Source organism: Streptomyces sp. NPDC007863 (genome assembly GCF_040633895.1).
Taxonomy (GTDB): domain Bacteria; phylum Actinomycetota; class Actinomycetes; order Streptomycetales; family Streptomycetaceae; genus Streptomyces.
On sequence record NZ_JBEYEI010000008.1, the window covers coordinates 141,299 to 164,159 of the forward strand.

22 protein-coding genes and 3 tRNA genes are annotated in these 22,861 nt (G+C 73.0%); 20 read left to right on the plus strand and 5 right to left on the minus strand.

Going from position 1 to position 22,861, the window contains the following annotated elements:
• Positions 1 to 54: 54 nt before the first annotated feature.
• Positions 55 to 1,272 (minus strand): amidohydrolase family protein, encoded by a 1,218-nt coding sequence (locus ABZ621_RS15015; RefSeq protein WP_360604681.1) that lies wholly within the window; start codon positions 1,270 to 1,272, stop codon positions 55 to 57.
• 201 nt (positions 1,273 to 1,473) lie between these two features.
• On the opposite strand from ABZ621_RS15015, the gene ABZ621_RS15020 reads away from it, so the two are divergent.
• A complete protein-coding gene (locus ABZ621_RS15020) occupies positions 1,474 to 1,923 on the plus strand; it encodes a DoxX family protein (protein ID WP_360604402.1) in 450 nt (149 codons plus the stop codon).
• 18 nt (positions 1,924 to 1,941) lie between these two features.
• Here ABZ621_RS15020 and ABZ621_RS15025 read toward each other — a convergent pair whose 3' ends face one another.
• Positions 1,942 to 2,343, minus strand: a complete 402-nt coding sequence (locus tag ABZ621_RS15025) for a hypothetical protein (protein ID WP_360604404.1) — start codon at positions 2,341 to 2,343, stop codon at positions 1,942 to 1,944.
• A gap of 483 nt (positions 2,344 to 2,826) precedes the next feature.
• Here ABZ621_RS15025 and ABZ621_RS15030 point away from each other — a divergent pair, with 483 nt between their 5' ends.
• Positions 2,827 to 3,396 carry a hypothetical protein gene (locus ABZ621_RS15030; protein WP_360604406.1) on the plus strand — a complete coding sequence of 190 codons (570 nt, stop codon included), beginning with the start codon at positions 2,827 to 2,829 and terminating at the stop codon, positions 3,394 to 3,396.
• A gap of 39 nt (positions 3,397 to 3,435) precedes the next feature.
• On the opposite strand, the gene ABZ621_RS15035 is transcribed toward ABZ621_RS15030, so the two are convergent.
• Entirely contained in the window at positions 3,436 to 3,888 is a 453-nt protein-coding gene (locus ABZ621_RS15035) for a hypothetical protein (RefSeq protein WP_360604408.1), read from the minus strand.
• A 217-nt stretch (positions 3,889 to 4,105) separates the two neighbouring features.
• Here ABZ621_RS15035 and ABZ621_RS15040 point away from each other — a divergent pair.
• From ABZ621_RS15040 to ABZ621_RS15090, 11 genes are all read left to right on the plus strand, one after another.
• Positions 4,106 to 4,192 (plus strand) — tRNA-Ser (locus ABZ621_RS15040).
• A 104-nt stretch (positions 4,193 to 4,296) separates the two neighbouring features.
• Positions 4,297 to 4,683: a hypothetical protein gene (locus ABZ621_RS15045; RefSeq protein WP_360604410.1), complete on the plus strand. Its 387-nt coding sequence runs from the start codon at positions 4,297 to 4,299 to the stop codon at positions 4,681 to 4,683.
• An 80-nt stretch (positions 4,684 to 4,763) separates the two neighbouring features.
• On the plus strand, positions 4,764 to 5,351 hold the full coding sequence (locus ABZ621_RS15050) for an O-acetyl-ADP-ribose deacetylase (RefSeq protein WP_360604412.1): 588 nt from the start codon (positions 4,764 to 4,766) through the stop codon (positions 5,349 to 5,351).
• A gap of 395 nt (positions 5,352 to 5,746) precedes the next feature.
• Positions 5,747 to 6,052 carry a hypothetical protein gene (locus ABZ621_RS15055; protein WP_043224849.1) on the plus strand — a complete coding sequence of 102 codons (306 nt, stop codon included), beginning with the start codon at positions 5,747 to 5,749 and terminating at the stop codon, positions 6,050 to 6,052.
• 234 nt (positions 6,053 to 6,286) lie between these two features.
• Entirely contained in the window at positions 6,287 to 7,453 is a 1,167-nt protein-coding gene (locus tag ABZ621_RS15060) for an acyl-CoA dehydrogenase family protein (RefSeq protein WP_360604414.1), read from the plus strand.
• Positions 7,450 to 8,583 carry a bifunctional MaoC family dehydratase N-terminal/OB-fold nucleic acid binding domain-containing protein gene (locus tag ABZ621_RS15065; protein ID WP_360604416.1) on the plus strand — a complete coding sequence of 378 codons (1,134 nt, stop codon included), beginning with the start codon at positions 7,450 to 7,452 and terminating at the stop codon, positions 8,581 to 8,583. The genes ABZ621_RS15060 and ABZ621_RS15065 overlap by 4 nt, the downstream gene beginning before the upstream one ends.
• Position 8,584: 1 nt before the next feature.
• Complete coding sequence (locus ABZ621_RS15070; protein ID WP_360604418.1) at positions 8,585 to 9,622, plus strand: acyl-CoA dehydrogenase family protein; 1,038 nt, start codon at positions 8,585 to 8,587, stop codon at positions 9,620 to 9,622.
• On the plus strand, positions 9,619 to 10,017 hold the full coding sequence (locus tag ABZ621_RS15075; RefSeq protein WP_360604420.1) for a MaoC family dehydratase: 399 nt from the start codon (positions 9,619 to 9,621) through the stop codon (positions 10,015 to 10,017). Before ABZ621_RS15070 ends, ABZ621_RS15075 begins: the two co-directional genes overlap by 4 nt.
• Complete coding sequence (locus ABZ621_RS15080; RefSeq protein WP_360604422.1) at positions 10,014 to 11,180, plus strand: lipid-transfer protein; 1,167 nt, start codon at positions 10,014 to 10,016, stop codon at positions 11,178 to 11,180. The genes ABZ621_RS15075 and ABZ621_RS15080 overlap by 4 nt, the downstream gene beginning before the upstream one ends.
• A gap of 303 nt (positions 11,181 to 11,483) precedes the next feature.
• Positions 11,484 to 12,095: a SigE family RNA polymerase sigma factor gene (locus ABZ621_RS15085; protein WP_169093991.1), complete on the plus strand. Its 612-nt coding sequence runs from the start codon at positions 11,484 to 11,486 to the stop codon at positions 12,093 to 12,095.
• A gap of 149 nt (positions 12,096 to 12,244) precedes the next feature.
• Positions 12,245 to 13,897, plus strand: coding sequence for a long-chain fatty acid--CoA ligase (locus tag ABZ621_RS15090; protein WP_360604424.1), 1,653 nt, complete (start codon positions 12,245 to 12,247; stop codon positions 13,895 to 13,897).
• A 51-nt stretch (positions 13,898 to 13,948) separates the two neighbouring features.
• On the opposite strand, the gene ABZ621_RS15095 is transcribed toward ABZ621_RS15090, so the two are convergent.
• Together ABZ621_RS15095 and ABZ621_RS15100 are read right to left on the minus strand one after the other, a co-directional pair.
• Positions 13,949 to 17,866: a PAS domain-containing protein gene (locus tag ABZ621_RS15095; protein WP_360604426.1), complete on the minus strand. Its 3,918-nt coding sequence runs from the start codon at positions 17,864 to 17,866 to the stop codon at positions 13,949 to 13,951.
• 155 nt (positions 17,867 to 18,021) lie between these two features.
• Entirely contained in the window at positions 18,022 to 18,474 is a 453-nt protein-coding gene (locus ABZ621_RS15100) for an SSI family serine proteinase inhibitor (RefSeq protein ID WP_360604428.1), read from the minus strand.
• 233 nt (positions 18,475 to 18,707) lie between these two features.
• Between ABZ621_RS15100 and ABZ621_RS15105 the strand changes: the two genes are divergently transcribed.
• The 7 genes from ABZ621_RS15105 (at position 18,708) to ABZ621_RS15135 (ending at position 22,840) form a co-directional block, all read left to right on the plus strand.
• Positions 18,708 to 18,798: transfer RNA gene (locus ABZ621_RS15105), tRNA-Ser, on the plus strand.
• Between the two features lie 338 nt (positions 18,799 to 19,136).
• Positions 19,137 to 19,209 (plus strand) — tRNA-Arg (locus ABZ621_RS15110).
• A gap of 135 nt (positions 19,210 to 19,344) precedes the next feature.
• The gene (locus ABZ621_RS15115) at positions 19,345 to 19,710 is read left to right on the plus strand and encodes a PH domain-containing protein (protein ID WP_043224835.1); all 366 of its coding nucleotides are present in this window, start codon (positions 19,345 to 19,347) and stop codon (positions 19,708 to 19,710) included.
• 135 nt (positions 19,711 to 19,845) lie between these two features.
• Positions 19,846 to 20,667, plus strand: coding sequence for a Bro-N domain-containing protein (locus ABZ621_RS15120; RefSeq protein WP_360604430.1), 822 nt, complete (start codon positions 19,846 to 19,848; stop codon positions 20,665 to 20,667).
• Positions 20,668 to 20,682: 15 nt separating this feature from the next.
• Positions 20,683 to 21,558, plus strand: a complete 876-nt coding sequence (locus ABZ621_RS15125) for a DUF2797 domain-containing protein (RefSeq protein WP_360604432.1) — start codon at positions 20,683 to 20,685, stop codon at positions 21,556 to 21,558.
• Between the two features lie 81 nt (positions 21,559 to 21,639).
• Positions 21,640 to 21,975, plus strand: coding sequence for an antibiotic biosynthesis monooxygenase (locus ABZ621_RS15130; protein WP_360604434.1), 336 nt, complete (start codon positions 21,640 to 21,642; stop codon positions 21,973 to 21,975).
• Entirely contained in the window at positions 21,962 to 22,840 is an 879-nt protein-coding gene (locus ABZ621_RS15135; protein ID WP_360604436.1) for an amidohydrolase family protein, read from the plus strand. Before ABZ621_RS15130 ends, ABZ621_RS15135 begins: the two co-directional genes overlap by 14 nt.
• Positions 22,841 to 22,861 lie beyond the last annotated feature (21 nt).

The window sequence follows — 22,861 nt, forward strand, 5'->3', positions numbered from 1 at the left end:
CATGCCGTCCCGGCGGTCGGCGGCACAGCCGGCTGCCGGGACAGCTCGTACAGCTCAGAGGGTGCCGGACACAGCTGGACGGTTCCGGTCGAAGGGCAGGTCGAGCATGCGGATCGCGTTGCCCCGTAGGAGCTTGTACACCACGTCGTCGGGAAGGCCGGCGACGTGGTCCGCCGCGACCTGCTTCGTGTGCGGCCACGTCGAGTCGACGTGAGGGTAGTCGGTCTCGAAGGTGGCGTTGTCGACGCCGACGGTCTCGATCGCCTCGATGCCGTGCTTGTCGCGGAAGAAGCAGCAGAAGATCTGCCGGTAGTAGTACGTGGACGGCGGCTCGGGGATCAGGTCCTTGACCCCGCCCCAGGCACGGTGCTCCTCCCACACGTCGTCGGCGCGCTCCAGGGCGTACGGGATCCAGCCCATCTGGCCCTCGCTGTACGCGAGCTTCAGCCGCGGGAACTTCACCAGTACGCCGCTGAAGAGGAAGTCCATCATCGAGGCCATCGCGTTGTTGAAGCTCAGCGCGGCCTGCACGGCCGGCGGTGCGTCGGGGGAGGCCGCGGGCATCTGCGACGACGAGCCGATGTGCATGTTCACCACGGTCCCGGTCTCCTCGCAGGCCGCGAAGAACGGGTCCCAGTAGCCGGAGTGGATCGACGGCAGTCCCAGGTAGGTCGGGATCTCGGAGAAGGTCACCGCGCGCACGCCCCGGGCGGCGTTCCGCCGGATCTCGGCCACGGCCAGGTCGATGTCCCACAGCGGGATCAGGCAGAGGGGGATGAGCCGGCCACCGCTGTCCCCGCACCACTCCTCGACCATCCAGTCGTTGTAGGCGCGGACGCAGGCGAGGGCGACCTCCTTGTCCTTGGCCTCGGAGAACGTCTGGCCGCAGAAGCGCGGGAAGGTCGGGAAGCAGAGCGAGGCCTCCACATGGTTCATGTCCATGTCGGCGAGCCGCGCCTTCGGGTCCCAGCAGCCGCGGCGCATCTGCTCTCGTGTGATGCCGTCCAGCGTCATCTCGTCGCGCGAGAAGCCGACGGCGGCGATGATCCGTTTGTACGGGAAGATCCCGTCCTCGTACCGCCACCAGTCGGTGATCTGGCCTTCTGGGTCGGTAGTGAACCGGTACTTCCCGCCGATGTACTCCAGTTCGCCGATGCCGGCGGTGAAGGGCTTCGGCCCTCGGTCGCGGTACTTGCGCGGTAGCCAGGTCTCGAAGAGGTGCGCGGGCTCGATCACGTGATCGTCCACGCTGATCACCTTCGGGAGATCCATGGTGCCGCTTTCGTCGGTATCCACGGTCGCTTACCCCCTGCCGTTCGTCGGTTACCCGACAAGAATCTGACGATCCATCAGGTGGAGGCTAGGGGTAAGGCGCGGAAGCGGCAAGGTGGACGCGCTGTCGCACCCCTTGTCAGGCGCATCTCCATCCGCTGAACTGACGATGCGTCAGAACATGCCTCGGAGGGAGTCCCGATGGAGACGATCTGGCTCGACGGAGCCGAGTGGATAGCGGTCCTCAGGATCGGCCTCGGACTGTGGTGGCTGGAGAGCTGGCGCCACAAGGACAAGAAGGACTGGTTCGCCGGCGGCGGTATCCGCTGGGCGGCGGGCGTGGCGGCAGAGCATCGCTGGAACTTCGTCCAGCGGGGCTTCGGCATCGTCGTGAAGCCCCGACCGCGAGCAATGGCCTACCTCGTTGCGTACGCGGAGCTGGCCCTCGGCCTCGGGCTCGTCTTCGGCTTCCTGACCCCTGTCGCGCTGATCGCGGGTCTGCTCCTCAACCTGATCTACCTGGTCCTGATGATCCATGACTGGGGCGAGCAGGGGCAGAACCTGATGATGGCGCTGATCTCGGCAGTGGCGTTCTTCACCATGGGGTGGCAGACGTGGTCGCTGGACAGTGCCTTTGGCTTCTTCCGATGATGCGTGGGGCGGACCTGGTCAGAGGCTGGCGGTGCGGTTGAAGCTGGTGATGTTGAGCTTGACACCCTTCACGGTCTTGAGCGTCGTGGGGAACTCGCCCTTGGCTGTTTGGCCGGGCTGCACGTTCGTGTCCAACTGCGTGCCGTTTGCCAGTCGGGTGCCACTGGCGTCGACAGCCTCCCAATCCCATGAGTAGTCGGACGTTTCGCTGCTGTTGTTCTTGATCGTCCAGACGACCCAGATGTTGATGATTCCGGCCGTCGAGCGGTCGTCCAGCTGGAAGCTGATGAGGTCGGCTCGTTCGCCCTGGGGCTCCTGCGTCGTTCCCAACGAGGTGGCGGTTCTGCCCGGTGCGGGGGTGGTGCTCTCGTCGTCGTCTCCCTGCGCGATCACCAGGACGAGTACGACGATGGCGATCACTGCAGCCAGTGCGCCGGCGCACCCCCACAGGCAACCAGGGCCCCAGCGCTTCTTCTGGGGAGGCTCAGGCGGATACGGCCGCCGTCCGGGAGGGGGTGTGCCTCCGCCTGGGCTTCCCCACCGAGGACCGCCCTCAGGCTGCTCGCTCATCGGCATACCTACTTCCTCCGCCGCGGATGTCGCCACGCTAGGAAGCCGGGAGGGACCCCGCGAGTCGAGAGCGGCCACTCAGGCGACGGCCTTGACCGGTGGGCGTTACCAGAGGGCTTCACATCCGCGGCCACGTCGGAGTGACGGCGATGGCTGAAACATGGGGGAGTCACACCCGTCACACTGTCACGCAAGGTTATGACCTGCGGAAACCTGAAGGGCGGCCCTGTGACACCCCCTGTTTCAGCCATGCGGTAACCCCGGCCTGTGAGAGGTCGCGGCGACTCCTAAGATCCTCTGGACATCTATATGAGGGCCGTGTCTGGGGGACGCATGGGAAGCGCCGAGCAATGGGTCACGATCGCAGCGGTTCTGTTGGGCGCGCTGACCACTCACCTCACTACGTACGCGATGGAGCGCCAGCGGAAGAAGCATGAGCTGGTCACCCGCTGGGACGGCAAGAAGCTCGAAGCGTACGAGGGCTACGTCGACAGTGTCCGCGCCTGCATCTTCCTGGCGGTCCACCTCTACGAGTGCCGCGAGGGGCTGCGGGAGCGTGACAAGTCGGATCAGGAGCTGCTGGCCGAGATGTCGGAGGCCGGCCGGACCCGCGGCCGAGCCTTCGAGCGGATCATGCTTCTCGCCGGCGACGACGTGGTCGAGGCCGCGCACGACCTGAACGCCGTCGCCCTCCAGGTCGACTGGCAGGCGAACGGCAAGACCGAGGGGACCCTGGAGGAGTGGCGCGAGCGGAACCGTGCCGTGTTCCGGGCGATCAATGGGTTCCACGAGGAGGCACGTAAGGACCTCGGCGTGGACGGCAGCGTCTCCGGTGAGAAGCACCCGGAGCGGGATCTCCTGCTGCCCTCCGCGCGTCAGAACGGTGGTACCGGTTCGGCTTGACCGCAGGGGATGGCGCGCCCGACGGCTACGGGCGAACTGCTACTGCGGGTACCCCTCGTCGCTCATGCACTCCTTGAAACTCTTCTCCCTCATCGTGAGGGAGTACATGCCCGTGAGCTCGTCCATGCTCGGGTCGTTGCTTGGCGTGTCCGGATATGCCGTTTCGGCGAGGTCAGTGCAGTAAGCGCGCGCCTCAAGCTGAGTCTTTTGCCTTGCCTCGGTATCGGAGGGCGTGTCGAGAAAGGCGCTCCCGGAGGGAGCATCGAGGCCGTCCCTGCCGTTCTTACCTGCAACGCCGGCTGGGCCGCGGGGGCCCGGAATGCCCTGTGCGCCTTGCAGACCCCGCTGGCCCTGAACCCCCGGCGGGCCGGGGACGGGTGGGCGATCTTCCAATGCATTGATCTGCTGCTGCTGGAGGACAAGGGCAGTCGTCTGGCCGGCGAGGAGCAGGCCGGTCAGGGCTATGCCCACGACTTTCAGGGTGCGTCTCATGTGCCCCTCACATCCGATGGTGGCGGTCAGCATATGAGGGCGGTGCGGTGCTGTCCCATGAGGGCGGCAGTGGGGCAGGCGATGGCAAACTTGGCGAGGCGATGACGGCTGCAGCCGTCCCCGTGAGGCCTGTGGTCAGCCTGTGGTCAGTCTTCGCCGCCCGGGGTAGTCAGCCGGTAGGCTGTAGCACGCTCCGCAGCAGGTGAGGCGGAGCGAGGGTGGGTTGCCCGAGCGGCCTAAGGGAACGGTCTTGAAAACCGTCGTGGCAGCGATGTCACCGTGGGTTCAAATCCCACACCCACCGCGGGATGCGAGAGCCTCCGGCCGGCGAGTCCGGCCGGGGGCTCTCGTCCGTTCCGGGGGCGTGGCGAGGGGGAGCGGGGGAGGCGGAGGGGCGTGGAGCGGGTGGTGTTCGTGAGGTTCCAGGGGGTCGTCCGGCATCCGCGCGGGCACTTTCCCGGGGTCTTCGTGCTCGCCAACGAGCTTGCGGCGCAGGGCAGGTTGAGCGAGGAGCAGTACCGCTTCTGGCGGGCCGCCAACGACTGGTACGACGCCCACTATCCGAATCCGAGCCATGTCGACCCCGCCGTGTACGACCCGGCCGTGCACCCCGGCGCGGTGGCCTGGTTCAAGGCGTCCGCCCATGAGCTGATCGCGCGCGTGGACGGCTATCTGGAGCTGCTCGCCGCCCATGGCGTGGAGTGCCGGCGCCTGGAGTCCTCGGACCCCGGCCGGATCCTCTACGAGGACGCCTATCAGGTGGTCGTGGCCGCCGAGGGGCCCGCGGGCGCGTAGCGCGCGGGCGCTTCTCCGGGTGCCGCGGCGGCCGTGCGGCGGGAGGATGGCCGGGGGGGCGCGAGACGGAGGCGGGTGGCGTGGTGCGGATCGTGCTGGTGCGCGGGGACATCACCGAGGAGGCGGTCGACGCGGTCGTCAACGCCGCGAACTCGTCGCTGTACGGGGGCGGCGGCGTCGACGGCGCGATCCACCGCAAGGGCGGGCCGGAGATCCTCGGCGCCTGCCGGGAGCTGCGGGCGGCGCGGTACGGGAAGGGGCTGCCGACCGGGCGGGCGGTCGCGACGACGGGCGGGCGGCTGCCGGCCCGGCACGTGATCCACACCGTGGGGCCGGTGTGGTCGGAGAGCGAGGACCGGTCGGCGCTGCTGGCGTCCTGCTACCGCGAATCCCTGCGGGTGGCGGGCGAGTCGGGGGCTCGTACGGTCGCCTTCCCGGCCATCTCCACAGGGGTCTACGGCTGGCCGATCGACGACGGGGCGCGGATCGCGGTCGAGACCGTGCGGCAGGTCGCGGCGGCGGGGACGGGGGTCGAGGAGGTGCGGTTCGTGCTCTTCGACGCGACCGCGTACGCCGCCTTCGAAGCCGCGGTCGAGGCGGCGGCCGAGGCCGCCTTCGAGCCCGCGGTCGAGGCCTCGGACGACGTTGCGGCCTCGGACGAGGAATAGGCGAATAGGCCGCCCGTTCGAGATCTCTCGGCTCGTTCGGGGCGGCGGCGTGGGTCTCGTCCCGTGCGGTCCGGTTTGTCGGGGGTTCTGGCGGAACGCTTCCTCCCTTGCGGCGTAACGGATCCAGGGTGGTTTCGCACGTGCCGTCCACCGTGAGCTGGGGGTTTCTCGGTGACGAAGGGTTTATCGGCTTGTCCTCACGCTTGCGGGGGAATCGGGCCTTCCGGGGTGGTTCGCCGGGGATTCGGTGGGCAACTCTGGATTCGCGACGTCGAGCAGAAAACGACCGGGGCGGTAGGCCAACTTCCCTGGTCAGGGCCGGAGTTCACGGCCTGCCTTCAGTGATCCGCATTTCCGTGCACAGCAGACTGGCTTCAGTTCCCGGAGGAACAGACATGGCAAGCATCCGTACCGCCCGCATCGCCGCCGCCGTCGTCGCCCTGCCGCTCGCCGCAGCCCTCTTCGGCGGTGTGGCGCAGGCCGACAACGGTGGTTTCGCGGACGACGGATCGAACACGAGCGTCGCCACGATCATCGGCAGCGGCGTGGGTGGCGACAACAACGGCAACTCGACCACCACGCAGCAGGTGGCGACCGGCTCCGGTGCCTCCAACCAGAACAACACGGCGAGCGTGAACGGCTCCGCCTTCACCCACATCTCGCAGGCGAACAACACGGTCAACTTCTACCCGTGGTGGTGACCAGCCCACGGGCCCGGCCCGAGGGGGCGTGACCGCGGTGTGAACGGCGGCCCGCGCGACGGTACTTCGGTACCGGCCGCGCGGGCCGCCTCGCCGTTTCCGGCGGGAGCCTCGCCGTCGCCGGGGGCCGCTTTGCCGTTTCCGGCGGTCCTCGCCCGCCGGGGTGTCTTGACAGGGCGGACGAATCTGACGGACAGTCAGAAACCTTCGTCGTCCCCTCCGGGAGGCCGTCCCGTGCACCTCGCCCCGACCGAGCGGCAGCTCCGGCTGCGCGCCGAACTCCGCGCGTACTTCCGCGAGACGATGCCCGACGGGCCGCCGCCCGCGAGCGACGGCGCCGCCCAGCGCCGGCTGCTGCGGAGGATCGGCGCCGACGGGCTCCTGGGCCTCGGCTGGCCGGAGGAGTACGGAGGCCGCGGCCGCGGCCCCGACGAGCAGTTCGTGTTCTTCGACGAGGCGTACCGGGCGGGCGCCCCCGTCTCGATGGTCACGCTCAACACCGTGGGCCCCACCCTCATGCGGTACGGCACCGAGGAGCAGAAGGCCGCCTTCCTGCCGAGGATCCTGCGCGGCGAGTGCGTCTTCGCGATCGGTTACAGCGAGCCCGAGGCCGGTACGGACCTGGCCTCGCTGCGGACCCGGGCGGTGCGCGACGGCGACTCCTGGGTCGTCGACGGGCAGAAGGTCTTCACCTCCAACGCGCAGAACGCCGACTGGATCTGGCTCGCCTGCCGCACCGACCCCGAGGCGCCCCCGCACCGGGGCATCTCCCTCCTCCTCGTCCCCACCGACGCCCCGGGCTTCTCCTGGACCCCGATCGAGACGGTCGGCGGGCTCACCACCACCGCGACCCATTACGACGGGATCCGGGTCCCGGCGGGGAACCTCGTCGGGGAGGAGAACGGCGGCTGGGGGCTGATCACCAACCAGCTCAACCACGAACGGGTCGCCCTCGCCGCCATCGGCATGCAGGCCGAGGACTTCTTCGCCGCCGCCCTCGACCGGGCCCGTACCCCCGATCCGGTGAGCGGCCGGCGCCGGACCGACGAGCCGTGGGTGCGGATCCGGGCGGCCGAGGCGCACGCCCGGCTGGCGGCGACGCGCCTGCTCAACTGGCGTCTGGTGGGGGACGTGGGGGCCGGCCGGCTGACCCCGGGGGACGCCAGCGGGGTGAAGTTCGCGGGGACCGAATCGGCCGTGGAGGTGTACCGGATCTGCCAGGAGATCGCGGGCGACGCGGGCACGGTGCGGGCGGGCTCGCCGGGGGCGTACGACGGCGGCGAACTGGAGCGGATGAACCGCGCCGCCCAGATCAACACCTTCGGGGGCGGGGTCAGCGAGGTGCAGCGGGAGATCGTCGCGCGGGCCCGGCTCGGCATGCGGGGGAGGGGACGGCGATGAGCGGGACCGGAGGGGAGGACAGCCGCCGGCGCGGGCAGGACGGGCAGCACGGGCAGCAGGGTCAGCACGGGCAGCAGGGGCAGCACGGGCAGCAGGGGCAGCAGGGACAGCACGGGCAGGACGCGCTGTACGAGCGGCTGAAGGCGTACGAGGGGCGGCCCGCGGCCGTCGGGGGGCGCGGCAAGGACCCGGTGAACCTGCCGATGATCCGGCACTGGTGCGAGGCCATGGGGGACGCGCACCCGGCGTACCGGGGGCCGGACGCGGTGGCGCCGCCGGCCATGCTCCAGGCGTGGACGATGGGCGGGCTCTCCGGGCACGAGGACCGCTCGGAGGCGTACGGGGAGCTGCTCGGCCTCCTCGACGGCGCCGGGTACACCTCGGTGGTCGCCACCGACTGCGAGCAGGAGTACCTACGACCGCTCCGGCCCGGCGACGAGATCACCTTCGAGGCCGTTGTCGAGTCCGTCTCGCCGCGCAAGACCACCAGGCTCGGCACCGGCCACTTCGTGACCACCCGGATGGACGTCCGGGCGGGCGGCGAGCTCGCCGGCACCCACCGCTTCCGGATCCTCAAGTACGCCCCCGCCGCCCGCCCCCCGAAGCCGCAGGCCGCCGCGCCCCGGCGGCCCCGGCCGGTGATCAACCGGGACAACGCCGGGTTCTGGGAGGGCGTCGCGGCGCACCGGCTGCTGATCCAGCGGTGCGCGGCCTGCGGGACCCTCCGCTTCCCCTGGCTGCCGGGGTGCAACGAGTGCGGGGCGGCGCAGTGGGACACCGTCGAGGCGGGCGGCGAGGGGACGGTCTACTCGTACGTGGTCATGCACCACCCGCCCTTCCCGGCCTTCGACCCGCCGTACGCGGTCGGTCTGATCGAGCTGGCCGAGGGCGTCCGGATGATCGCGAACGTGGTGGGGGTGCCCTACGACAAGGTCCGGATCGGGATGCCGGTCCGGCTGGAGTTCCGGCGGTTCGACGAGGAGCTGGAGCTGCCCGTCTTCCGCGCGGCGGACGGCGGGGACGCGTCCGGGGCCGGGGGCGCGTCCGGGTCCGGGGACATCTCGGAATCCGGGTACGGGGGCGCATCCGAGTCCGGGGACGTCTCGGAGTCCGGGGAAGGGGAGCGCTGACATGGACTTCACGCCCACCGAGGAGCAGGAGGCCGCGCGGGAGCTGGCCGCCCGGATCCTCGGCGACCTCTCCACGCACGAGCGGCTGGCCGCCGCCGGCACCGGCACGGACGCCGAGCTGTGGAAGGCGCTGTGCGCGGCCGGACTGCCCGGCGCCGTCGAGGAGATCGGCCTGCTCGGCCTCGTCCTCCTCCTGGAGGAGCAGGGCCGGGTGACGGCCCAGGTGCCGCTCGCCGCGACCGGGGTGTACGGGATCCTCGCCGTCGCCCGGCACGGCACCGAGGAGCAGCGCGCCCGCCTCCTGCCGTGGCTGCGGGACGGGACCGCCGTCGCGACCGGCGCCTTCCCCGCCACCGGCGGGGTCACGGCCCGCGGCGGGCGGCTCACCGGGACCGTCGGCTGGGTGCCGTGGCTGCGGGACGCCACCCATCTCCTCGTACCGGACGAGGACCGGGCCCTGTGGCTGGTGCGGGTCGCGGACCTCGCCGACGTCGCACCGGTCGAACTGACCGCGCCGTGGTCGGCCGGCCGGCCGGTGCTCGACGGGACGCCCGCCGAGCGGCTCGGCGACGGGACGGGGCCGGAGGCGTACGAGGACGTGCTCGCCGCCGCCCGGACCGCCTTCGCCGGACTCCAGGCGGGCGTCTGCGCCGGCTCGCTGGCCCGGGCCGTCGCGTACACCTCCGTACGCGAGCAGTTCGGGCGGCCGCTCGCCACCCGGCAGGCGGTCCAACTGCGCGCCGCCGACGCCCACATGGACACCGAGGCGATCCGGGTCACGGCCTACGAGGCGGCCTGGCGGTCCGACGCCGGCCTCGACGGCGCCGCGGCGGCGCTGACGGCCGCCTGGTGGGCCTCGGAGGCCGGCAAGCGGGTCGTGCACAGCGGCCAGCACCTGCACGGCGGCATGGGCGCCGACCTCGACCACCCCGTCCACCGGCACTTCCTGTGGGGCCGGCAGCTCGACGCCTATCTGGGCCACGGCACCGAACTCCTCGCCGAACTCGGCGATCTGCTCGCGAGGAAGGGCTCGATATGAAGGCCGGTGACGCGCTGCCGCCGCTGGAGATCCCCGTCACCCGCACCCTGATCGTGGCCGGGGCCGTCGCCTCCCGCGACTACCAGGACGTGCACCACGACGCCGAGGCCGCCCGGGAGAAGGGCTCCCCGGACGTCTTCATGAACATCCTGACCACCAACGGCCTCGTCGGCCGGTACGTCACCGACCACTTCGGCCCGCGCGCGGTCCTCCGCAAGGTCGCCATCCGGCTCGGCGCCCCCAACCACCCGGGCGACACGATGACGTTGACCGGGACGGTGGACGAGGTGACCGGCGGCCCGGAGGGCGCCGTCACCGCCGTCGTCCGGATCGCCGGGGCCAACGGCCTCGGCCACCACGTCACCGGCACGGTCACCGTGGAGGTGCCCCGATGAGCCTGCTCCGCCCCGACGGCCTGGGCGGCCGGGCGGCCGTGGCCGGCATCGGCGCCACCGAGTTCTCCAAGGACTCCGGCCGCAGCGAGCTCTCCCTCGCGGTCGAGGCGGTCCGCGCCGCCCTCGACGACGCCGGGCTCGCCCCCGGCGACGTGGACGGACTCGTCACCTTCACCATGGACACCAACCCCGAGATCACCGTCGCCCAGGCGGCCGGCATCGGCGAACTCACCTTCTTCTCCCGCGTCCACTACGGCGGCGGCGCCGCCTGCGCCACCGTCCAGCAGGCCGCGCTCGCCGTCGCGGCGGGCGTCGCCGAGGTCGTCGTCTGCTACCGGGCCTTCAACGAGCGGTCGGGGCGCCGCTTCGGCTCCGGCGTCCAGCGGCGCGAGCCGTCCGCCGAGGGCGCCGCGCTCGGCTGGCAGCTGCCCTTCGGGCTGCTCACCCCGGCCTCCTGGGTCGCCATGGCCGCCCAGCGCTACCTCCACGTGTACGGGCTCACGCCGGAGGTCTTCGGGCACGTCGCCGTCACCGACCGCAGGTACGCGGCGACCAACCCCGCCGCGTACTTCCACGGCAAGCCGATCACCCTCGCCGACCACGCCGCCTCCCGCTGGATCGCGGAGCCGCTCCGCCTCCTCGACTGCTGCCAGGAGACCGACGGCGGCCAGGCGATCGTCGTCACCACCGCCGAGCGCGCCCGCGACCTGCGGCACCCGCCCGCCGTCGTCCTCGCGGCGGCGCAGGGCGCGGGCCGCAGGCAGGAGGCCATGACCAGCTTCTACCGGGACGGGCTGACCGGGCTGCCCGAGATGGGCGTCGTGGCACGGCAGTTGTGGCAGACCTCGGGGCTCCGTCCGGCCGACATCGACGTGGGCGTCCTCTACGACCACTTCACCCCCTTCGTGCTCATGCAGCTGGAGGAGTTCGGCTTCTGCGGGCCGGGCGAGGGCGGGGACTTCATGGCGGCGGACGCGCTGCCGGTCAACACCCACGGGGGGCAGCTGGGCGAGGCGTACCTCCACGGGATGAACGGCATCGCGGAGGCGGTGCGGCAGCTGCGCGGCACCTCCGTGAACCAGGTGCCCGGCGCGGCCCGGGCCCTGGTCACGGCCGGCACGGGCGTCCCGACCTCGGGCCTGGTCCTCGGCGCCGACACCTGAACGGACACCGGCCGGGACGCCGGACGGACACCGGACCGACCCCGAGCGCGCGCCGCCGGGCCGACCCCGGACCGACCCCGGACCGACCCCGGACCGACCCCGGACCGACCCCTGACCGACCCCGGACCGGCACCCGGGCCGACCCCGGGCGCGCCGCCGGCGCCGGGGCCGACCCTGACCCCGGGGTGACGGCGGCTCCACCCAGAGGAGGTGGGGGCACCCCGAGGACTCCGACCTGAGGGGGAGCCGGGTTCGGGACCTGGGGCCGATCCGCCCGGACCCCGCCGCTCCTAGCGTGGAACCATGACTCCGCCACCCACTGGCCCCGTCTGCGCCGGCGCCTCGACGGCCGCCACCCGGCCCGGACAGCGCACGGCCCCGCGCACCTCGCCGCGGCAGGGCCCGCGCCCGTTCGCGTACCCGTCCTTCTCCTCCTTCGTGAAGGCCCGGCAGCCGCTGCTGCTGCGCACCGCCCGCTCGCTGACCGCGAACCCGAGCGACGCCGAGGACCTGCTCCAGACCGCGCTCACCAAGACCTTCGTGGCCTGGGAGCGGATCGAGGACCACCGGGCCCTCGACGGGTACGTGCGCCGGGCGCTGGTGAACACGCGCACCTCGCAGTGGCGCAAGCGCAAGGTCGAGGAGTTCGTCTGCGAGGAGCTGCCCGAGCCGTCCGGCCCGGCCGAGCCGGACCCGGCCGAGCGCCAGGTCCTCCACGACGCCATGTGGCGCGCCGTGATGAAGCTCCCCGAGCGGCAGCGGCAGATGGTCGTGCTGCGGTACTACGAGGACCTCAGCGAGGCCCAGACGGCCGAGGTCCTCGGGGTCTCCGTCGGCACGGTGAAGAGCGCGGTCTCCCGCGCCCTGGGCCGCCTCCGCGAGGACCCGGAACTGACGGCGGGCGTCGGCGCCTGACGCCCGGAAGAGACCGGCCGTTGACATCTGCCAGTGATCACTGGCAATTTCGGTACTCCCGGGTAGTGACATACCGCGCGGTACGTGCGCAGAATCTGCACATCCTTACTGCCACGTAGGCCACGTAGCGCCCACCGGGAGGACGCCCCGTGTACAGCACCATGCAGGACGTACAGCTCACCATCAGCCGCATCCTCGAACACGGTCGACGGGTCCACGGGCGGTCCACCGTCACGACCTGGACCGGCGAGCCGGAGCCGCAGCGCCGCACCTTCGCCGAGATCGGCGACCGCGCCGCCCAGCTGGCCAACGCCCTCCGCGACGAGCTGGGCGTCCGGCCGGGCGAGGCCACGGCGACGCTGATGTGGAACAACGCCGAGCACGTCGAGGCGTACTTCGCGCTCCCCTCCATGGGCGCCGTCCTGCACACCCTCAACCTGCGGCTTCCCCCCGAGCAGCTGGTCTTCATCGTCCACCACGCCGCCGACCGGGTCGTCCTCGTCAACGGCTCCCTGCTGCCCCTCCTCGCCCCGCTCCTGCCGCACCTGCCGACGGTCGAGCACGTCGTCGTCGCCGGTCCCGGCGACCGCTCCCTCCTCGACGGCGCCGCCCCGCGCGTCCACGAGTACGAGGAGCTGATCGCGGGCCGCCCGACCACCTACGACTGGCCCGAGCTCGACGAGCGCACGGCCGCCGCCATGTGCTACACCTCCGGCACCACCGGCGACCCGAAGGGCGTCGTCTACTCCCACCGGTCGATCTACCTGCACTCGATGCAGGTGAACATGACCGAGTCGATGGGCCTGACGGACACGGACACGACCCTGGTCGTGGTCCCGCAGTTCCACGTCAACGCCTGGGGCCTGCCGCACGCCACCTTCATGACCGGCATCAACATGCTCATGCCGGACCGTTTCCTCCAGCCGGCCCCGCTCGCCGAGATGATCGAGCGCGAGAAGCCCAGCCACGCCGCCGCCGTCCCCACCATCTGGCAGGGCCTGCTCGCCGAGGTCACCGCCCACCCGCGCGACCTCTCCTCCATGAAGCAGGTCACCATCGGCGGCGCCGCCTGCCCGCCCTCCCTCATGGAGGCGTACGACAGGCTGGGCGTCCGCCTCTGTCACGCCTGGGGCATGACGGAGACCTCCCCGCTCGGCACGATGGCGCACCCGCCGGCCGGGCTGACGCCGGAGGAGGAGTGGCCGTACCGCGTCACGCAGGGCCGCTTCCCGGCGGGCGTCGAGGGCCGGCTCGTCGGCCCCTCCGGCGAGCACCTGCCCTGGGACGGCGAGTCCGCCGGCGAGCTGGAGGTGCGCGGCACCTGGATCGCGGGCTCGTACTTCGGCGGCATCGGCGCCGACCCGATCCGCCCCGAGGACAAGTTCAGCGAGGACGGCTGGCTGAAGACCGGCGACGTCGGCGTGATCAGCCCCGACGGCTTCCTCACCCTCACCGACCGCGCCAAGGACGTCATCAAGTCCGGCGGCGAGTGGATCTCCAGCGTCGAGCTCGAGAACGCGATCATGGCCCACCCGGCCGTCGCCGAGGCCGCCGTCGTCGCCGTCCCGGACGAGAAGTGGGGCGAGCGCCCGCTCGCGACCGTCGTCCTCAAGGAGGGCGAGACCGCCGACTACGCGACCCTGCGGGACTTCCTCGCCACCGAGGGCGGCATCGCCAAGTGGCAGCTGCCGGAGCGCTGGGCGATCGTGCCGGCGGTCCCGAAGACGAGCGTCGGCAAGTTCGACAAGAAGGTGATCCGCAAGCAGTACGCGGAGGGCGAGCTGGACGTCACCCAGCTGTAGGGCCCGCACGACGAGAGGGGGAGGGCCGCGTCGGCGGCCCTCCCCCTCTCGTCAGTTGGTGCCGATCTTCGCCAGCAGGTCGACGATCCGGGCCTGGACCTCGGCGCTGTTGGAGCGCTCCGCCAGGAAGAGGACCGTCTCGCCGGAGGACAGCTCCGGCAGCCGCTCGGCGTCGAGGCCGGCCGAGGTGTAGACGACCAGCGGGGTGCGGTTGAGCTGCCCGTTCGCCCGCAGCCAGTCGATGATCCCGGCCCGTCGGCGGCGCACCTGCATGAGGTCCATGACCACCAGGTTCGGCCGCGTCTCGCCGGCCAGCGCCACCGCCTCGGTGTCCGTGGCGGCGCGCACCACCTGCATCCCGCGCCGCTCCAGGGTGGCGGCGAGGGCGTCGGCGATGTGCTCGTTCTCCTCGATGACCAGGACCCGCGAGGGGTGCTGCTCGCTGTCGCGCGGCGCGAGCGCCTTGAGCAGGACGGCGGGATCGGCGCCGTACGCCTCCTCGCGGCCCGCCTGCCCGAGCCCGGCCGCGAGCAGCACCGGCACCTCGGCGGAGACGGCCGCCTGGCGCAGCGACTGGAGCGCGGTCCGGGTGATCGGACCGGTCAGCGGGTCGACGAAGAGCGCGGCCGGGAAGGCGGCGATCTGCGCGTCGACCTCCTCGCGGGAGTGCACGATCACCGGCCGGTAGCCGCGGTCGCTCAGCGCCTGCTGGGTGGTGACGTCCGGCGCGGGCCAGACGAGCAGCCGGCGCGGGTTGTCGAGCGGCTCCGGGGGCAGTTCGTCGTCGACGGGCAGCGGCGCGGGCCGGTTCACGACCTCGACGGCACCGCCGGGGCCGTCGAGCGGCTCGGGCCCCTCGTCGGACCCCTCGGCCGGCGCCCCTATCGCGAACGCCCGCCCGCGCCCCTCGGACTCGGCGGCGGGCACGGGAGCGGGCACGGGCGCGGCAGCCGGGAGCGGTGCCGGCGCGGCGGCCGGGGCAGGAGCGGCCGGGGCGGAGGCCGACGGGTCGAGCTCCGGCGGCGTCGCGAGCTTGCGGCGCCGGCCCGAACCGTTCGACGGAGCGGCCACGGGCGTCCCCGCCTGGAGCGGCGGCGCGAAGGGCACCCCCTGCCCGAGCGTGCGCACGCTGAACGCCCGCCCCTGCGTGGAGTCCTTCGGCAGCGGAGCCGACGGCACCGACGGCGCCGGAGACGGCGCGGTGGCGGGCTTGGGCGCGGGCATCGGAAGTTCGGGAGGCAGCGGTACGGAACCGGTGCCGGTGCCGGTGCCGGACGGCGTGGCGGTGCCGTTCGCGGGCGTCGCGGACGGGGCGGTCGCGGCGGCCGGCGGTACGGCGAGGGGCGCGGGCGCCGGAGCCGGCGTCGGTGCGGGCATGGGCGCGGGCACGGGCGCGAGTCCCGTGGCCGGGACCGCGGTGGCGGCCGGAGCCGCCGGAGCCGCCGGAGTCGCCGGGAGGGGGTGCGGCTGCGGGGGAGTGTGCCCGGCGGGCACGTCCCGTGCGGCTCCGTGCTGCGGCCGCTCCTCGGGCGCGGCACCGGCCTCGCCGACGTCGGCGGCCGGCGGTTCGTCGCGGTCGGCCTCGGCCGGCGGCAGCGCGAACGGCGTCCGGGGCCCCGCCTCGGCGGCGGCGGCCCGCTCCTGCGCGGCGGCGAGCGCCCGCCGGCGGCGACCGGTCGGCCGCTCGGCCTCGGCACCCCCGGGGGAGGCCACGGCGATCGCGCCGCCCTGCGGCGCGGCCGGCAGGGCCGGAGCCGGTGCGAGGGCACCGGTGGGCTCGACGGGGGCCACGCCCTGCGGCGGCACGGCGGCACCGAGCGCGGCCCGCTCCTGGGCGCCCTCGGCGGCGGTCACGACGGAGCCCTCGGCGGGCCGGCCCCGGCGGCGGCCGGTCGGTTCCACGCCGGTGGACTGCTGGGCGGGGATCAGTTCGGCGGGCCCGGGGGCCTCCTCCGTGCGGGCGCGGCGGCGTCCGCCACCCGCGGCCGGCACGGCGACCGCCCCGGCACCGCCCTCCGGGGAGGTCGCGCTCTCCAGGAACGCGTCCGTGGAGGGGCGCCGGGCCCGGCGCCGCCCGGAACCGCCCGCGGTCCCGCCGTCCACCGGACCGGAGGCCTGCGCGGGCAGCGCCGGCACACCGGCCGCGGGCCCGGCCTCCGGCGAGGCGCCGGCGGAGGGTCCGCTCGACGGCTCGGCCTCGGGCGTGGTCTCGGACACGGGAGCGGGCACGGGCCCAGGGGTGGGCGTGGGCGTGGGCGCGAGCGCGGGCGTGGCCCCGGCCTCGGGAAGGGCCGCGGGTACGGCCTCGGGCACGACCGGGGACTCGGACGCGAGGGCCACCTCGGCTGCGGGAACGGTTCCCCGGCCCGCGCCGATCGGCACCTCCAGGACGTACGCGCCGCCGCTCGTCCCCGGCACCTCGTGGGTCTGCACGACACCGCCGTGCGCCGCCACGATCCCGCGCACGATGGGCCCGTGGACCGGGTCGCCGCCCGCGTACGGGCCGCGGACCTCGATGCGGACGACCTCGCCGCGCTGCGCCGCCGCGACCACGATCGTGGAGTCGGCGGGCCCGGCGGTGCCCTGCGCCGAGGCGCGGGTCTTGCCGGTGGCGTCGACCCCGGCCACGTCCGCGACGAGGTGGGCGAGCGCGGTCGCCAGCCGGCCGGCGTCGACCTCGGCCTCGATCGGCGGCGCGTGCACGGCGAACTGCGCGCGGCCCGGGCCGATCAGCTCCACGGCGGCGTCGATGCCGCCGGTGACGATCCCGTCGAGCAGCGCGACCTTCCGGTCGAGCTCCTCCTCGCCGGAGTCCAGGCGCTGGTAGCCGAGGACGTTGTCGACGAGGGTGGTCATCCGGGCGGACCCGGCGACCAGGTGGTGCAGCAGCCGGTTGGCCTCGGGCCACAGCTGCACGCCGTCGTCGGCGGCGAGCGAACCCAGCTCGCCGCGCAGCTCCTCCAGGGGCCCGCGCAGCGACTCGGCCAGTACGGCGGTCAGCTGGGCGTGCCGGGAGGCGAGGGCCGCGTACTTCTCCGCCTGCGCCTCGCGCTCGGCCGCGTGCCGCTCGGCCCGGTCGGCGAGTTCGGTGGCGTGCCGCTCGGTCAGTTCGGCCAGCTCGGCGGCGTGCCGCTCGGCCAGCTCCTCCTGCTGCGCGACCAGTTCCTCGTGGGGGCGGCGGTCGGTGAAGGTCATCACGGCGCCGACGAGCTGGTCGCCGTCGCGCACCGGAGCGGTCGTCAGGTCGACCGGCACCCGGTCGCCGGCCTTCGACCACAGCACCTGGCCGCGCACCCGGTGCTTGCGGCCCGACTTGAGGGTGTCGGCGAGCGGGGACTCCTCGTACGGGAAGGGGGTGCCGTCGGCGCGCTTGGGGAGGATCAGCGGGTGCAGCTCGGCTCCGCCCAGCTCGCCGGCGCGGTAGCCGAGGATCTGCGCGAAGGCGGGGTTCACGAGGACGACCCGGCCGTCGGTGTCCGTGCCGACGACGCCCTCGGAGGCGGCCCGCAGGATCATCTCGGTCTGCCGCTGCGAGCGGGCCAGCTCGGCCTCGGTGTCGAGGGTGCCGGTGAGGTCGCGGACGACGAGCATCAGCAGCTCGTCGCCGGTGTAGGAGGCGTACGAGTCGTACGCCTCGCGGCCGTCCTCCAGGCTGGCGCTCGTCACCTCGACGGGGAACTCGCCGCCGTCGGTGCGGCGGGCCATCATCCGCATCGGCTTGGTCCGGCCGAGCTCGTCCGCCGGGTCGGGGCGGCGCATCGAGCCGGGGATCAGGCGCGAGTCGAAGGTGGGCAGCAGATCGAGCAGCCCACGGCCGACGAGCGCGGTGCCGGGGGTCTCGAACATGCCGAGGGCGATGGTGTTGGCGTTGACGACCGTGCCGTTGCAATTGACGAGCACGAGGCCGTCGGGGAGGGCGTCGAGTATGGCTGCGAGGCGAGCAGCGCCTCGGGATGGCCTGCTGCTCACGACGACGCTTCCTCCCTGACGCCTGCAATTGCGCGCGGGCCGTGCCCGCGGTGTGCGCCGTCCGGCATGTGCCGTGACGGCGGGCCGGCCCCATCTTGCCCCTCGGGCGGCGGCCCTGTCACGGAGGGAGTCTAACGGCGCCCCCGATCGTCCCGTCAGCCCCGGACGCTCGGAAGGAGCGGTTCCATGTTCTCCCAGCGGTCGATCTCGCAGCCGTTCGCGCGGGAGAAGCGGGCGTCGATCCGGCGTCCCTGCCAGGTGCCGGTCACCTGAGCGGTCACCGGCCCGCCGTGGATCTGCGTGCACAGGGCGTCCGCCGGGACCGGCGCGAAGGGGTTCTCCCCGGCGCGCGCGAAGCCCGCCAGGCGCTCGCAGGCCCGCGCGGCCGCCGGATGGTCGCCGCCCGGCCGGTCGTCACAGGTCAGCTTCCAGCTCCCCTCGGCCTGCGGGTTCCCGCTCCCGGTGACGGTCACCGTCAGCGCGTCGGGCGGCGACAGCAGCGGCAGCGGCGGCAGCGGCCCGGCCGAGGCGGCGCCGGCGAGGGAGGTGAGGGAGGTGACGAAGGCGGCGGCGAGCGCGGCGGGGAGGGCGAGACGGCGCAGTGGCATGGAACGACTCCGGAGACGTGCGGACGGGCAGGAGCGGGACACCTCTCTAACGCTGCGACCCCGGGCGCGTTGCGCAACCGGGGTGCGCCGCGCGGGGGCCCGGACGGGGTCCTCGGGACGCGCCGGGGCTTTGCCCTGCACCCCGCCCGCCCGGTACGGTGAAAGCGATTGGTGACACGAGGCTCGCCTGTGTCATCATCTGCACGCACCATCCGCGCATGCGCGGGGTGCGAGGAGGCGTCGCCTAGTCCGGTCTATGGCGCCGCACTGCTAATGCGGTTTGGGCTTTATCGCCCATCGAGGGTTCAAATCCCTCCGCCTCCGCTTCAGGAAGCCCCGGCCCCACGGCCGGGGCTTCCGCCGTTCCCGGACCGGTTTTCCCACCCGCGCCCTCCGACTGGAGACGCCCTCTTGCCAGGGAGCGCGCCACCGGCCCCGCCCTCATGTGACCCCGGTCTCTTTCTCCCCCTCCAGCCCCGTTCCCCGGGCTGGAACCCCCCGCTCCACCCCACCGCCCCCGACCCCCCTCGATGACGTTTCCGCAGGTCAGAGGGGGTGGGCTAATCGGATTTCACATGACGCCGGGACTCATGTAATGTTCTTCCTGTCGCCGGGACAGCGGGCCGAAAGGGCCGGGAAACGGAGACAAGAACTAAAAACAAGCACTCGTAGCTTAACGGATAGAGCATCTGACTACGGATCAGAAGGTTGCAGGTTCGAATCCTGCCGAGTGCACACAGACAAGAGGCCCGGACGAGAGTCCGGGCCTCTTGCGTTGTCCGGGTGGGATTCGGGCGTTGCCAGCGGTGGGGTGCGTGGGGTTAGGTTCGGATGATCGTATTTTTTGGCTGAAATGTGGGGGGTAGAGCCATGGCGCTCTTCGGGAACGCGCACGCCATCGATCCGGCGCAGGCGCAGCAGGACTACGCGCGGCTGCTCGGCCAGGGGGAGCAGGTGCACGCCGCGTACCTGCTGATCCGTGACGTCATCTTCTTCACGGACCGACGGCTCGTGCTCGTCGACAAGCAGGGCATCACCGGCAAGAAGGTCGAGTACCACTCGATCCCGTACCGGAGCATCACGCACTTCGCCGTCGAGACGGCCGGCACCTTCGACCTCGACGCCGAGCTGAAGATCTGGATCTCCGGTCAGCAGCTGCCGGTCACCAAGACGTTCACCAAGGGCGTGGACATCTACGAGGTGCAGGCGATCCTCACGCAGTTCGTCGCCCGCTAGCGGAGCAGGCGGACGCGGAGATTACTTCGAAGGCCCCGGGTTTGCCCGGGGCCTTCCCCTTTTGGGTGAACCCATCAGATTTGCATGTCAGTTGAATATGCCTTCGGCCTAGCGTGCGGGTGGAGGTGATGATCGTTGGACGCGATCGACATCGATGACTTCGTTCGGGCCGCCGCGGGAGGCCGGCTGAGACGGATGACGGCCGTCGACGGGGCGCACTGGTTCCCCGTCGTGGACGTGGCCCGGCAGCTCGGCTACGCCGGGCCGCGGGAGGCGCTGCGCAGCGTGGTCCTGCCCGCCTGGTGCCTGGCGCCGGCCCGCGAACTGGCCCCGAGCCCGGACGTCCTCGCGCGCAGCGGCATCCGGGGCACCGCCCGCATGGTGAGCCTCCCCGGGCTCGTGCAGCTCGTCACCGCCTGTCGCGCGCCGGAGGCCGGGCCGTTCCGGGCCTGGGTGGGCGAGCTGGTCGCCGAGGTGCAGCGGCACGGCGGCTACGGACTCGAACCGGCGCCCGCGCACAGCGGGTTCGTGCTGCCGCCCGAGCTCGTCGACGTCCTCGTCCGGCTGGAAGGGCGCATCGACGAGGGCGCCGCGGACCTCGTCGCGTACGCGGAGCTGCTGCGGGAGACGCGGCGCAGCCTCTCAAGGGTCGCCGACTCCCTTGAGCGCTCGTTCGCCGTGCCCCGCCAGCGGGGCGGCGAAGGTCCGCCGCCGCTCAGCGCGCAGGAGCTGGTCGAGTCCTGGGAGATCAGCGGCGACATGCGGGCGGTCGCCAGCTACCTCGCCCCGGCCCTCGTCCGCGGCGGCGTCCGCTGCCGCCCCCAGGACGTCACCCGGCGCACCGGCCTCTCCGGCGAGCGCGTCCGCGACTGCGTCCGGCGGCTCATCGAGCGGGGCTGCATGCGCGAGGTCGGCGACCCCTGCCCGGACGGGACGCGGATCTACGTCCTGCCCTGAGGGGAGGATGGGGGCATGGGAGGTGACCGGGGCGTGTGGCGGAGCGGCGGGGTCGGGTGGGTCGACGGTGCGGCCGTGCTGCGGTGGTGGGGCGGCCGGACGAGCCCGGTCGCGTACGGGCGGCCGCTCGGCTTCCGGGCCGTCGGCGGCCGGGTCTGCGCCGGGGTGCGGGGGAACGCCTGCCCGCTCGGCGCCGCCGTGCCCGGGCGGTCCACCGGCGGGCTCTGCCCCGCGTGCGCGCGGCTCGACCGGGCGCACTCCGTGGCCGCCGACACCTTCGCGGACGACCCCCGGCCCTACCGCGTCTACCTCGCCTGGTTCGGGCCCGGCGCCGTGAAGGTCGGGATCACGGGGGAGCACCGGGGGTCCGCGCGTCTCCTCGAACAGGGCGCGGTCGCCTTCTGCTGGCTCGGGCGCGGGCCGCTGATGGCCGCCCGGCGGACGGAGGAGGTGCTGCGGCAGGCGCTCGGCGTGCCCGACCGGGTGTCGTACGAGCGGAAGCGGGCGCTGCGGGTCGGGCTGCCGGACCCCGCCGCCCGGCGCGGTGAGATCGAGGAGCTGTACGGCCGGGCCCTGGGCGTCGGGGGCTGGGGCGAGACCCTGGAGGCGCTGCCGTTCGCCGCGTACGACCACGGGGAGGTCTTCGGGCTCGGGGAGCTGCCCGCGCTCGACGGGAGCGTCACCCAGCTCGTCGACGGCGGGATCGTCACCGGGCGGGTGCTCGCCGCGGCCGGCCCCGACCTGCATCTGCGTGATCCCGCCGGCCGCCATCTCGTGCTCGACGGGCGGCTGCTCGGCGGGTGGGGGCTGGAAAGGGGCGGGGAGGCGGACGTCTGGAGCGTGCCCGTGGGCGTCGCCGCCGCCGGGAGCGGGCAGGACGGGCTGTTCTGACCGGCTCCCGTTCGTAAAGTCTTGGATCCCTTTGGCCGGCGGCCGTGGACAGCGTCCGGGCCGCCCGGCGAGGGTGATCGCATGACGCAGAAACCGATCTCCGGGCTCGAACCGCCGTACTACACCGCCGTCTTCACCTCCTTGCGGCCCGACGCCCCCGAGGGGTACGCCGACACGGCCGCCGAGCTGCGCGAGCGGGTCGCCTCCGTCCCCGGCTTCCTCGGTTACGAGTCGGCCCGCACCCCCGGCGGCCTCGGCATCACCGTCGCCTACTTCCGTGACCTGGAGGCCCTCGACGCCTGGCGGCTCGACTCCGCGCACCTGGCGGCGAAGTCGTACGGGCGCGAGCACTGGTACGAGGCGTACAGCTGCCACATCGGGAAGGTCGAGCGGAGCTACGGCTTTGAACGAGCGTGAGGCCGTACGGGGACTGACCGCCCGGCTCGGGCTGCCCGGGCTCGTCGACGTCCACACCCACTTCATGCCGAAGAACGTGCTCGACAAGGTCTGGGCGTACTTCGACGCCGTCGGGCCGATGACCGGGCAGCCCTGGCCCATCACCTACCGCGAGGAGGAGGACCGGCGGGTCGAGCTGCTGCGCGGCTTCGGCGTGCGGGCCTTCACCTCGATGCTCTACCCGCACAAGCCGGGGATGGGCGCCTGGCTCAACTCCTGGGCCGCCGACTTCGCCGCGCGGACGCCCGGCTGTCTGCACACCGCGACCTTCTTCCCCGAGCCCGGGGCCGCCGGGTACGTCCGGGGGGCCCTCGACGCCGGGGCCAGGGTCTTCAAGGTGCACGTCCAGGTCGGCGGCTTCGACCCCAACGACCCGCTCCTCGAAGAGGTGTGGGGACTGCTTGCCGAGAGCGGGACGCCGGTCGTCGTCCACTGCGGCTCCGGGCCCGCGCCCGGCGCCTTCACCGGACCGGGACCGGCCGGGGAGCTGCTCGCCCGCCATCCCCGTCTGCGGATGATCGTCGCGCACATGGGCATGCCGGAGTACGAGGACTTCCTCGGGCTCGCGGAGCGGTACGCGGGCGTGCACCTGGACACCACCATGGCGTTCACGGACTTCAGCGAGCGGCTCGCGCCCTTCCCGCGCGAGGCGCTCAAGCGGCTCGTCGACCTCCAGGACCGGATCCTGCTGGGCTCCGACTTCCCGAACATCCCGTACCCGTACGTCCACCAGCTCGACGCCCTGGAGCGGCTCGGGCTCGGCGACGACTGGCTCCGGGCGGTGCTGCACGACAACGGCGCCGCGATGTTTCACGTGAAACCCTGACCGGGGAGGCCCACGGCTTTC